This is a genomic window from Flavobacterium sp. (assembly GCF_044348915.1).
Taxonomy (GTDB): Bacteria; Bacteroidota; Bacteroidia; order Flavobacteriales; family Flavobacteriaceae; genus Flavobacterium.
Genome location: NZ_JBIKRX010000084.1, coordinates 1 through 11,752 on the forward strand (window position 1 = coordinate 1; position 11,752 = coordinate 11,752).

The 11,752-nt window shown below is 35.4% G+C and carries 12 protein-coding genes and 1 pseudogene; 5 read left to right on the plus strand and 8 right to left on the minus strand.

What is annotated here, in order from left to right; translation table 11 throughout:
* Positions 1-126: 126 nt before the first annotated feature.
* From ACIQ1E_RS11880 to hemA, 8 genes and pseudogenes are all read right to left on the minus strand, one after another.
* Positions 127-729: pseudogene (locus tag ACIQ1E_RS11880) on the minus strand (Bro-N domain-containing protein); the annotation flags it as partial.
* A gap of 39 nt (positions 730-768) precedes the next feature.
* The gene (locus tag ACIQ1E_RS11885; protein WP_396171521.1) at positions 769-1,149 is read right to left on the minus strand and encodes a hypothetical protein; all 381 of its coding nucleotides are present in this window, start codon (positions 1,147-1,149) and stop codon (positions 769-771) included.
* A 12-nt stretch (positions 1,150-1,161) separates the two neighbouring features.
* The gene (gene hemE, locus ACIQ1E_RS11890) at positions 1,162-2,190 is read right to left on the minus strand and encodes a uroporphyrinogen decarboxylase (RefSeq protein ID WP_396171522.1); all 1,029 of its coding nucleotides are present in this window, start codon (positions 2,188-2,190) and stop codon (positions 1,162-1,164) included.
* Positions 2,191-2,240: 50 nt separating this feature from the next.
* Positions 2,241-2,924 carry a uroporphyrinogen-III synthase gene (locus tag ACIQ1E_RS11895; protein WP_396171523.1) on the minus strand — a complete coding sequence of 228 codons (684 nt, stop codon included), beginning with the start codon at positions 2,922-2,924 and terminating at the stop codon, positions 2,241-2,243.
* Positions 2,924-4,084 carry a YhcG family protein gene (locus ACIQ1E_RS11900; RefSeq protein WP_396171524.1) on the minus strand — a complete coding sequence of 387 codons (1,161 nt, stop codon included), beginning with the start codon at positions 4,082-4,084 and terminating at the stop codon, positions 2,924-2,926. The genes ACIQ1E_RS11895 and ACIQ1E_RS11900 overlap by 1 nt, the downstream gene beginning before the upstream one ends.
* An 88-nt stretch (positions 4,085-4,172) precedes the next feature.
* On the minus strand, positions 4,173-4,598 hold the full coding sequence (locus tag ACIQ1E_RS11905; RefSeq protein WP_396171525.1) for a hypothetical protein: 426 nt from the start codon (positions 4,596-4,598) through the stop codon (positions 4,173-4,175).
* 50 nt (positions 4,599-4,648) lie between these two features.
* A complete protein-coding gene (gene hemC, locus ACIQ1E_RS11910; protein ID WP_396171526.1) occupies positions 4,649-5,578 on the minus strand; it encodes a hydroxymethylbilane synthase in 930 nt (309 codons plus the stop codon).
* 70 nt (positions 5,579-5,648) lie between these two features.
* Positions 5,649-6,953, minus strand: coding sequence for a glutamyl-tRNA reductase (hemA, locus tag ACIQ1E_RS11915; RefSeq protein ID WP_396171527.1), 1,305 nt, complete (start codon positions 6,951-6,953; stop codon positions 5,649-5,651).
* Between the two features lie 224 nt (positions 6,954-7,177).
* Between hemA and ACIQ1E_RS11920 the strand changes: the two genes are divergently transcribed.
* From ACIQ1E_RS11920 to ACIQ1E_RS11940, 5 genes are all read left to right on the plus strand, one after another.
* Positions 7,178-8,050 (plus strand): helix-turn-helix domain-containing protein, encoded by an 873-nt coding sequence (locus ACIQ1E_RS11920; RefSeq protein ID WP_396171528.1) that lies wholly within the window; start codon positions 7,178-7,180, stop codon positions 8,048-8,050.
* A gap of 81 nt (positions 8,051-8,131) precedes the next feature.
* Positions 8,132-9,145, plus strand: a complete 1,014-nt coding sequence (hemH, locus tag ACIQ1E_RS11925; protein ID WP_396171529.1) for a ferrochelatase — start codon at positions 8,132-8,134, stop codon at positions 9,143-9,145.
* Between the two features lie 73 nt (positions 9,146-9,218).
* Complete coding sequence (locus ACIQ1E_RS11930; protein ID WP_396171530.1) at positions 9,219-9,776, plus strand: CopD family protein; 558 nt, start codon at positions 9,219-9,221, stop codon at positions 9,774-9,776.
* 70 nt (positions 9,777-9,846) lie between these two features.
* The gene (locus tag ACIQ1E_RS11935) at positions 9,847-11,319 is read left to right on the plus strand and encodes a sensor histidine kinase (RefSeq protein WP_396171531.1); all 1,473 of its coding nucleotides are present in this window, start codon (positions 9,847-9,849) and stop codon (positions 11,317-11,319) included.
* A 3-nt stretch (positions 11,320-11,322) separates the two neighbouring features.
* On the plus strand, positions 11,323-11,752 hold a 430-nt coding region (locus ACIQ1E_RS11940), incomplete at its 3' end, for an enoyl-CoA hydratase/isomerase family protein (protein ID WP_396171532.1).

Sequence of the window (11,752 nt, forward strand, 5' to 3'; positions counted from 1 at the left end):
GTCTGCATCTTCCTTAAATCGCTTGTTAAATTTTATTGAATTCACACCTATAAATTTCTCCCTTGTACTCATTTGACAAAGGTAATACTATTTTCGTTTTTGGGCGGCCTAAACGCCTATACCTATTTCTTTTTTTAAGCCTTTATGATTCTTGTATTGTTTGACCGACAAACCGCTCCAAGCTTTGGTAATTTCATCTGTTAGAATGGCATATTCTTGCCCTTTTTTCACTCCTCGTTTGTCCCATTCATCGGTAAGATCTTTTCGTACTTCAATACTTTTTAAACGTTGGTTTACCCATTCTTTAGAATAACCTTTTTTGAGATAGGTTTCCATAAGTCTGTCAAAACCTAGTTCAGGATCCTCAATTTCATCGATACGTTCTCGACCCACTTGAGCCAACCACAGTTTGAAAGGCTCTGCTTTTTTGGAGGGGACAGATTGAATTAATCGAAATAATTGTTCGGTATCGGCAACGTCTGTTAGCCTCATTTTTCCATCAGCGGCTTCCATTTTCAACTGGTGACAATTTGACACCGTTTGATTTCCTTCGGTTAGTAACCGTTCTTTAAGTTTATTCCAATATTTTCTAGCTATTTGGTATTCAGCTTGATCAATAAGAACTTGTACAACGTCAACAATAGAAAAATACCATTTCTCTTCATCTTCATTCCAAACTGAACGAATTTGTTTTTGTTCGAATAGTTTAATGGCAGTTTCTTTGGTCATAACTTTACGTTTTTATGTATTGATAAAACTTAACGTTCATTATAAATTTGCTTTTGCAGCGGCTATTTTATTAAAAATTCCGAACGAAAAAGACTTGCTTTCCTTTTGTACATAATCGTAAATGGCAATTGCTTTTCCCGAAAAGTCGAATTGACTTTCTTTTGATATATTAACCAAAAAATCCGCAAAAATCTCGAAATGATTCCAGTCAAAATGAAGGCGTTCCAGGTGAGTAATCAATTGATCGTCACTAAAATCAGTTAGACTTTCGATGTTCATTCCTAAACCTTTTAACTCATTTTCGAGAAGCAGCAAATCTTCTAAATTCCAAAATTTAGGCACAAACGTTAGTGAATGCAATACCTTTAGAATATTGTCTATTCGGGTCGTTTCCTGGTCTCTTAAGCCTTTGTTTAGCATTTTATAAAACCTTTATTTCTGCTTGTACTCCTTCACCGCATCCACAAAAGCTTTAGCGTGATCAACAGGGATATTGGGTAAAATTCCGTGACCTAAGTTGGCAATGTATTTGTCTTTGCCGAATTCGTCAATCATTTCGTGCACCATTTTCTTGATAACAGGAATTGGCGAAAGCAATCTTGATGGATCAAAATTTCCTTGTAAAGTTACATTTCCACCTGACAAATAACGGGCATTTCGTGGTGTACAAGTCCAATCTACTCCCAATGCCGAAGCTTTGCTTTTCCCCATTTCGCCAAGCGCAAACCAACATCCTTTTCCGAAAACAATGACTTGGGTTTCGTTTGCCAATGCATTCACGATTTGATTAATATACTTCCAAGAGAATTCTTGGTAATCCACTGGCGAAAGCATTCCGCCCCAAGAATCGAAAATCTGGATGGCATTACAACCCGCTTTTACTTTTTCTTTTAAATATAAAATGGTCGTGTCTGTGATTTTTTGCAATAATGTGTGAGCCGCTACTGGATTTGCAAAACAAAATCCTTTGGCAGTATCAAAACTTTTTGAACCTTTCCCTTCTACAGCATAACAGAAAATTGTCCAAGGCGAACCAGCGAAACCAATTAATGGCACCTCATCGTTCAACATTTCTTTGGTCAATTTTACGGCATCCATTACATAACCCAAAGTTTCTTGAATATTAGGAACAAAAACCTGATTAACTTGTTCCATTGTGCGAATTGGATTTGGGATTATTGGCCCCAAATTGTCTTTCAATTCCACGTGAATTCCCATCGCTCTTGGCACTACCAAGATATCCGAAAATAAAATCGCAGCATCTGGACCTACTATTCGAATAGGTTGCACCGTGATTTCAGCAGCCAATTCTGGCGTTTCGCAACGAGTGAAAAAATCATATTTATCACGCAATGCCCTGAATTCAGGTAAATATCTTCCAGCTTGACGCATCATCCAAACAGGTGGACGTTCTACAGTTTCTCCTCTTAATGCTTTTAAAAATAAATCGTTCTTTATCATTTTTTGTTTTTTTACCGCTAAAACGCTAAGGCGCAAAGCATTTTTAATGTCTAATTAATATTAAGATTGAATTGTTGGATTACTTCTTCTATCAAAAGTTCTGTTGAAGGAATTTCTGGTAAAACAATGTTTTTTGTAACCCCTTTTAATACATCAGCGGTGGTTTCGCCAATACAAAAGCAAATTTCATTTTTTATTTTGTTATCCTTTAAATAACTTTCGACGGCAGATGGACTGAAAAACAGAATTCCATCAAATTTTTCTTCCTTAGCAATTTTAAAAGGTGTTAACTTGGTTTGATAGGTTTCGATTTCGTTGAACTTTACAGCGGCTGCTTTAAGTGCTTTCGGCAAGGTTTCCTTGCGTAAGTTACCACTAAAGAACGTAAAGCTTTCTTTGTTGTAAATCAATGTGATAATTTCTGCCAATTCCGAGGCGTAATCCATATAAACGGCAACCGTAAAGCCATTTTTTTCTAATAATTCTTTGGATTTTAAACCTACACAAAAAACAGTTTTAGATTGCAATTGTTCCCAATCTGGTTGTTCCATCAAACTTACTATCGCATTTTGACTGCTAAAAATAAGGTTTTGATTGATATTGCTTAATTCAAAATCAGTATTGGTTATTGCTATAAAATTGTCTTCCAAAAGATCAATTTTGGCATTAATAAAAGCTTGTCGTTGTTCGTTCGACAGTATTTTAGTTGATAATATGCTGATTTGGTCACTCATTATTTTTTCTTTGGTTTTATCTCAGAAATTAAAACTCGTTGAAACTCTTCTGCTGTTGGTAATTTCCCGATTAGTTCTTCTGGCAATTTTTTGCTCAAAATGTATTCGGCAACTCCTATTGGATTATTCGCATTTCTCAAAGTGTATTCTACTTCCAAATGGTTTTTCTCAGGAACTAATAAAATTCCAATACTCGGTTGGTCATCAAATTGTTTCAATTGTTCGTCCATCAATTGCAAATAAAAATCAAGTTTCCCTACGAATTCTGGCTCAAATTCGACAACTTTCAATTCGACAGCCACCAAACATTTGAGTATTCTATGATAAAAAAGCAGATCGATATAATAATCTTTTTCGCCCAACGAAAGTCGGTATTGGTTCCCAATAAAACAAAATCCATAACCCAATTCCAGCATAAGTCGTTTCACGTTTTCGACCATTGTGTTTTCTAACTCTCTTTCGGTAACGGGTTTATTGATGTCTAGAAAATCAAGACTATAAACACTTTTTATGCTTTCTCGTGCTTGTTCCTGAAAATGTTCGGGCAAAGCTTTTGCAAAATTATGCTGCGCTGGTTTTGTTGTGTAATGTTCGTAGGCATTAGCTTTTATTTGATGTAATAAAACCGCTCGACTGTATCTATTTTTAATGGTTTGTTCTAAATAAAAAATCCTTGCTTTAGGCTCTTTTACCTTTTGAAGAATTAAAATATTGTGTTTCCAAGGCACTGAAAAAACAAGTATTTTTACATATTCCAAATGTGAACCAAGCTGGTTCACATTTGGAATTTCTAATTGTGAACCAGCTTGGTTCACATTTGAGTTTGCTGAATTTGAACTTTCTAAATGTGAAACAGGCGGTTTCACATTTGAATACTCTGCAACTAATTGCTTCATAAATTGAAGATTTCGGGGCGACCAACTCACTCCTTCTCCAATTAACTGAGGTAAATCTCGACTTAACATTAAAATAACCGATTTTCCCCAACCAAATTCCAATTGCTTCTTGATAATCAATTCGCCGATATTCCAATACAGTTGATTCGAGATTGTTTGCACCGACTGAATCGCCTGCACCCGATGTTGCTGAACAGCAGTAGCCACATCCGAAAGAAATTCGTTGTAAGCAACTGGCGAAATGTCTTTGATCAACTGGGTCATAATAATTTAATAGCTCAAAAGTATTTTTGTGGATAGAATGGTGATTTGTTTATTCGTTTTTTTTTTACAAATTCTAAATTAATCTTTTTTAATTTGATTTAATAAAAAACAAAATGGCAAAAGGCAATACAATAATTAAAATCAGTAAAAACATAGAAAATATTCTATCTGATGATTTTACCTTTTTGCCTCCACTTAATTTTTTATCATCGATATCTCCTGAATGTCTTAACCATAAATATAAATCTCTATTATGAATCGCATAACTTAATTTCATAATAATAAAATCAAAAATAGAAAATATTAAAGGTGTAATAAATGCCCATTGAAAAAGTTTCTCAGTTACTTTAACTTCATTGTTATTAATATAAAAACTAATCCCAACAATAGATAATGTCATTACAGCAAACCATTTATATTTATTTTTAACCCATTTTTTCTTCCTGTTATATAATAATAGAAAGTTTATTAATAATGGAACTACGATTACAAAGGTTATTATATTTGAATTCATTGTTCTGAAATCGTATGTTTATTTAAAGTAAACCATTTTTTTATAATCAATTACTTCTTCAAACTTTCCTTAATTGTTTTCAACAATTCTGCTCCACCTTTTTCTAAAATTTCATTGGCACAATTGAAGCCTAATTTTTTCCATTCTCCAACAGGAACAATTTTTTCAATTTCCAATTTCTGTTTTCCATCAATAGACAACAAAGAACCTTTGAATGTGAAGCTGTCTTCCAACTCGCAATACCTTGCCAATGCTCCAATTGGTGCTGTGCAACCGCCTTCGAGTGTTTTAAGGAATTGTCTTTCGACATAGGTGCAAATTTCGGTTTCGATATCATTGAGTTGAGAAACGGCATCGAGGGTGAAATCATCATTTCCCATCGCAACAACTACCATTGCTCCTTGAGCTGGAGCTGGAATCATCCAATCTAGATTGATAAAATCGGTTGGTTTTAAGTTGATTCTTTCTAAACCTGCAGCGGCAAAAACGGCTCCACTCCAATCGCTTTCGTTTAGTTTTTGCATTCGAGTATTCACGTTTCCACGCAAATCTACTACAGTATGATTGGGATATTTATTCAACCATTGGGCTTGACGACGCAAACTTCCGGTCGCGATGGTTGCGTTTCCTTCAAGAAATTCGAGGTTTCCTTTGTGAACCAATATATCCAAAGTATTGGCTCTTTCGAGAACCGCAGCTTGAACAATCCCTATAGGCAAAGCCGTTGGCACGTCTTTCATCGAATGCACAGCAATATCGACTTGGCCATTTATCATAGCAATATCAAGTGTTTTCGTAAAAATTCCTGTAATTCCGAGTTCGTAAAGTGGCTTGTCTAAAATGATATCGCCTTGCGATTTTACGGCAATTATTTCGGTTTTATAGCCTAAATCGTTTAATTTTTTTTGAACAGTGTGGGCTTGCCATAGCGCAAGTTCACTATCCCGAGTCCCTATTCGAATTGTTTTTTTTGAATCCATTAAACCTTATTCTTTTTTATAAACCGTAAAGTCCCTGTAGTTTTCGGGATAAGGTTCGTTTAGATTTTTACTATGATAGGTTGATTTTGTATTTTTCTTCGATTGGCGAAGTTGATTTCTGAGGAGTTTGTAGTCCTATTTGGAATACTTTTTCGATAAACTCTATGCTGTCATCAACCGAAGTGTTTTCGTCTTTCAGGTGACTGGCGAATTGGTTGGTGATTTTTTGTATAATTCTAGACGCAATCAATTCGGCTTGTTCCTCGTCGAAATTAGATAATTTTTTACGTTGAAAAGTCAATTCTCCGGCAACAATGTCATTCAATTTTGCTTTCAATGCGTGAATGGTTGGCGCATATTTTCGGCCGTTCATCCAAGTATTCAATTCCAATTTCATATCCTCGATTATGGCTTCGGCAGCAGGAATGTGTTGTTTTCTTCTTTCGAGTGTATCATCGGTCATTTGCGACAAATAATCCATATGAATTAAAGTTACACCTGGAATTTGTTGCACATCGGCATTCACATTTTTAGGAATGGATAAATCCAAGACCAAAAGGTCCTTTTTTAGGTTCAACAAAGTTTTGTCGATAGTTGGATTCTGAGCACCAGTTGCCACAACTAAAACATCGGCTTTTTGTAGTTCGAGATGTAAATCGGAATAATCTTTTACAATTAAATTCAATTTTCCTGCTAGAACTTCGGCTGTGCTTTTGGTTCTGTTGATTAAGGTAATTTGCTCGTTTTTGGTGTGTTTTACTAAATTTTCGCAAGTATTTCTTCCTATTTCTCCTGTTCCAAAAAGTAGAATATTTTTATTTCCAATGTTCTCAATATTTCTAATAATGTATTGAACGGCGGCAAAAGAAACAGAAGTGGCTCCTGAACTAATTTCGGTTTCGTTTTTAATTCTTTTGCTAGTTTGGATAACGGTATTGATTAATCGGTCTAAAAAAGCATTGATTAAACCCAAAGAGCGAGCTTCTTCAAAACTGTTTTTTATTTGGCCAATAATTTCGAAATCGCCAAGAATTTGACTGTCTAAACCTGTTCCAACGCGAAACATATGGTCGATTGCTTCCTGACTTTTATATACAAAACCCACTTTTTGAAATTCTTCTACCGAACCATTACTGTTTTCACAAACCAATTTTATTAATTGGAAAGGGTGATCGGCATAGCCATAAATTTCGGTGCGATTGCAGGTAGATGTCACGATTAAACTCTCGATACCTTCTTCTTTGGCTTGCAGCAATACTTTAGTTTTTGCTTTGGCATCAAGACTAAACTTACCTCTCACTTCGGCATCTGCCTTCTTGTAACTCAATCCTATGGAGTAGAAGGTTTTATGTTTTGGTATGTTTAGGTTTTCCATATATGATCTTTTCTTAATCGGATTGGCAAAGTTATAGCTAAGGTATTTATTAAAACAACGCTTAAAGTACTATTTGTATCGCCAAATGATTTTGTTTATAAATCTAATTTTTAATTATAAAAACACTATTTTTGTAATGAAATCAGGCATTTATAAAACAAAAGTATATTTTATTTATTAACAATTACCTGATAATTATCATATTATTTAAAAAAAATGTCGCAATGAGTTCACAGGATAGTATAACAATTGAAGATGATTTTACCCTACTTCGTTTCCAAAACGACAGTGATGAAGTGTATTGTACACAACGCGAAGTGAAAAGCGGATTGATTCAATTTCACTTTGGTCTAAAAGGAAAAGCCAAATTTCTTTTCAACCAAGGAAGCTATGGTTTAGATCTAAAAGAAGAAAAATCCTTATTGCTCTACAACCCGCAAAAAGAATTGCCTTTGAACTTAGAAATCGCCCCAAATTCTTGGGTGATTTCGGTTATTATTTCCATTCAAAAATTCCATAATTTGTTTTCTTCCGAAGCCAATTACATTACTTTTTTGAGCGATGATAATAAAGACAAAAAATATTATAAAGAAGGAGATATCAGTCCGTCGATGGCCATTGTTTTGACCCAATTGTTTCATTATAACTTGCATCCATCGATAAAAAACTTGTATTACAAAGGAAAAGGATACGAATTATTGAGTTTGTATTTCAATAGAACAGAAGATCCAAACGCCGAACAATGTCCGTTTTTGATTGATGAAGAAAACGTTTTGAAAATAAAAAAAGCCAAAGAACTCGTTCTTGCTAATATCGCAGAACCGCCAAGTTTACAGGAATTAGCGGACGAAGTAGGGCTGACCTTGAAAAAGCTAAAAATGGGTTTCAAACAAATTTATGGCGACACCGTTTATGGTTTTCTTTTCGACTACAAAATGGATTCAGCCCGAAAATTATTGGACAGCGGTTCCTATAATGTGAATGAAGTAGGTTTGAAAATTGGTTACAGCACCGGAAGTCATTTTATTGCCGCTTTCAAAAAGAAATTTGGCACTACACCAAAGAAATATTTGATGGCCATCAATCCGAATATGTAAAAAAACAAAAGTTTAGCTACATTTAACCCCAAATTAATTTAGAAATTCCATATTCTTCGGAATGAAAAAACAAGCAAACATATGAAAGGTGTATTATTAGTAAATTTAGGTTCGCCAGAAAGTCCAACTGCAAAAGATGTAAAACCGTATTTAGACGAATTTTTGATGGACAAATACGTAATCGACGTTCCGTTTTTGTTGCGGGCATTGCTAGTACGTGGCATTATTCTTCAAACTAGACCTAAAAAATCAGCTGCAGCTTACGCCAAAGTTTGGTGGGAAGAAGGTTCGCCGCTTGTGGTTCTTTCCAAAAGAATGTTCGAAAAAGTAAAACCTCAAGTCAGCGTTCCAATGGCGTTGTCCATGCGATATGGCAACCCAAACATTTATTCAGGATTAAAAGAATTAGCCGATAAAGGCGTTACCGAAGTGTTGCTTTTTCCTTTGTATCCGCATCACGCAATGTCATCGACAGTAACAGTTCTCGAAAAAGCAGAAGAAGTTCGAAAAAAGCATTTTCCGAATATGAAATTCTCTTCGATTCCTGCTTTTTACAACAAACCCGATTACATCAAAAACTTGTCGGATTCTATCAAAAAACATTTAGAAGGATATGATTATGACCATCTTTTATTTTCCTATCACGGACTTCCGGAGCGTCATATTCGCAAAACTGATATAACCAAATCCCACTGCAAAATAGACGGCTCTTGTTGTAACACGCCATCGCCAGCACACGAATTTTGCTACCGTCACCAATGTTATGAAACCACAAAATTGGTAACAGAAGCTTTAGGAATTCCAAAAGAAAAATACAGCCAGACTTTTCAATCTCGGTTGGCGGGAGACAAATGGCTTACGCCTTACACCGATGTCGAAGTGAATAAAATGCCCGAAAAAGGCATCAAGAATTTGGCCGTTGTAACACCCGCTTTCGTAGCAGATTGTCTAGAAACTCTGGAAGAGATTGCAATGGAAGCCAATCATCAATTCAAAGAAAATGGTGGTGAAAATTTCTTCGCAATTCCTTGTTTGAATGACGATGAAGAATGGTGTAAAACAGTGGCTAGATGGCTGAATGATTGGGCTAAATAAAAATGTTTAAAAGTTTAAGGTTTAAAGTTGTTTAACGGACTTAAACTTTAAACTCTTAATTTCAAATTGAAATATGGACTACTACAACTACCTAAAATCCCTTCATCTGATCTTTGTTATCACTTGGTTTGCTGGACTTTTTTATATTGTTCGCTTGTTCGTGTATCAAATTGAAGCCAACGACAAACCTTCGCCAGAAAAAGAAATCTTGCAAAAACAATACAAAATAATGACCTATCGTTTGTGGTACATTATCACTTGGCCATCAGCGGTTTTGGCCAGTATTTTTGCTTTTTGGATGCTGTTTTTTACTGATTTAGGCAAAGCTTGGTTGGAAATGCCTTGGATGCAAGTGAAACTTGGCTTCGTTTTTGTGCTGTATTTATACCATTATAAATGTCACAAAATATTCAAAGAATTGCAACATGACGAAGTAAAATATTCAACAAATTATATGCGTTTGTGGAACGAAGGTGCTACCATTATCTTGTTTGCCGTAGTGTTTTTGGTCATTCTAAAAAATGCCGTCAACTGGATTTATGGCGTGGTCGGAATTATGTTGTTTTCGATTTTGATTATGTTAGGCTTTAAATTTTACAAACGAATACGAGAAAGAAATAGTGGTCAGTAATCATTGGTCAGTATTCAGCTGTAGGGCTGAACACTTATTACCGAATACTGAACACTGAACACTGAACACTATGTTTAAAAACTTCAAGATATCAATGCTTTCGTTGCGAATCAGGATTTTCCTTTCGATGATTGTAATGATTATTGTAGCTTCAGCATTATTGGCATCCATTTCGATTTTTCAATTCAAAAACAAAGCAATACAATACCATCAAGAACGATTAGAATACAAAGAAGGAGCTATAAAAGAGAACATCAATTATGTGCTTAGCAACACTACTTATCCGCTTACTTCAAATAATTTAGCACTGATATTCAAAGATAAAATTCACGAATTATCAGATATACACAATCTTGAAATCAACATTTATAGCCTTGATGGTTATTTGTTAAAATCTTCAAAATCAAGATTTTCAATTGATGCCGCGGCACCGCCCATTCCACAATACATTATAAAACTAGTTCAATCTTCTATCGAAAAACGCTATGTCGACATTAAAAACATCGACGGAAAAAAGAACCGTTCTTTGTATAGTTTAATAAAAGACGATAAATTCAAACCCGTGGGAATCCTGAATTTACCCTATGTAGAAGATAATAGTTATTATCAAACCGAGTTGCAAAATTTCTTAATTGGACTGGCTCAAGTCTATAGTTTTATGCTTTTGGTTTCCTTTGCGGTAGCTTATTTTCTGTCTTCGTACATTACTAAATCGTTGAAAACTATCTCTGATAAATTGGGCGAAACGAGTTTGAACCAGAAAAACGAAAAAATTGTCCTTGAAGCGAGCAGTAAGGAGATTAACCTTTTGATTAGAGCATATAACGCAATGGTGGATGAACTCGAAGCAAGCGCCTTGAAATTAGCTCAAAGCGAACGTGAAGAAGCTTGGCAAGAAATGGCAAAACAAGTGGCTCACGAAATCAAAAATCCGCTGACGCCAATGCGATTGACAGTGCAAAGTTTCCAGCGAAAATTTGATGCCAATGACCCCAATCTCAAACAAAAAATCAACGATTATTCCGAAACATTGATTCAGCAAATAGACACGATGAGTTCGGTAGCTTCGGCATTTTCGAATTTTGCTTCGATGCCGGCGCAACAAAACGAAACTTTGAATGTGGTAGAAGTGGTCGAATTGACTATGGATATTTTTAATGAAGAATACATCCATTTTGAAGCGGAAGGAGCAGCAATTATTTCGAAAATAGACCGAACGCAATTGATAAGAATTATCACGAATTTAGTCAAAAATGCCATTCAAGCCGTCCCTGAAAGTCAAGAAAATAAAGCCATTGCTGTAAGCATAAAGAAACAAAGCAATACTGTATTGATTACGGTTTCCGACAATGGAATAGGTATTGCGAAAGAAGATTTCAACCGAATATTCGAGCCAAAGTTCACCACAAAATCTAGCGGAATGGGATTAGGTCTAGGCATTATCAAGAATATTATCGAAAACTATAAAGGAACAATTACACTCGAATCACAAAAAGGAAAAGGAACCACATTTACGGTTTCGCTTCCTATACAAAACAATTAAATTATGGCATTAGAAAACATCCTCTTAGAACAAGAAAATGGTATTGCTACTATTTTTATCAATCGACCTACAAAATTAAATGCCTTGAATAAAGCTACTATTCAAGAACTGCACGACACCCTAGAATTAGTAGATAACAATCCCGATGTTCGCGTTGTTATCATTACTGGAAGCGGAGAAAAAGCTTTTGTGGCTGGCGCCGATATTGCAGAATTTGCTCATTTTTCGGTTGCCGAAGGAGCATTATTAGCTTCAAAAGGGCAGGAGCTTTTGTTCGACTTTATCGAAAATATGAAAACACCGGTGATCGCTGCTATTAATGGTTTCGCGCTTGGTGGCGGATTGGAACTCGCGATGGCTTGTCATTTTAGAATTGCTTCGGATAATGCCAAAATGGGTTTGCCTGAAACTTCGCTGGGCGTGATTCCAGGTT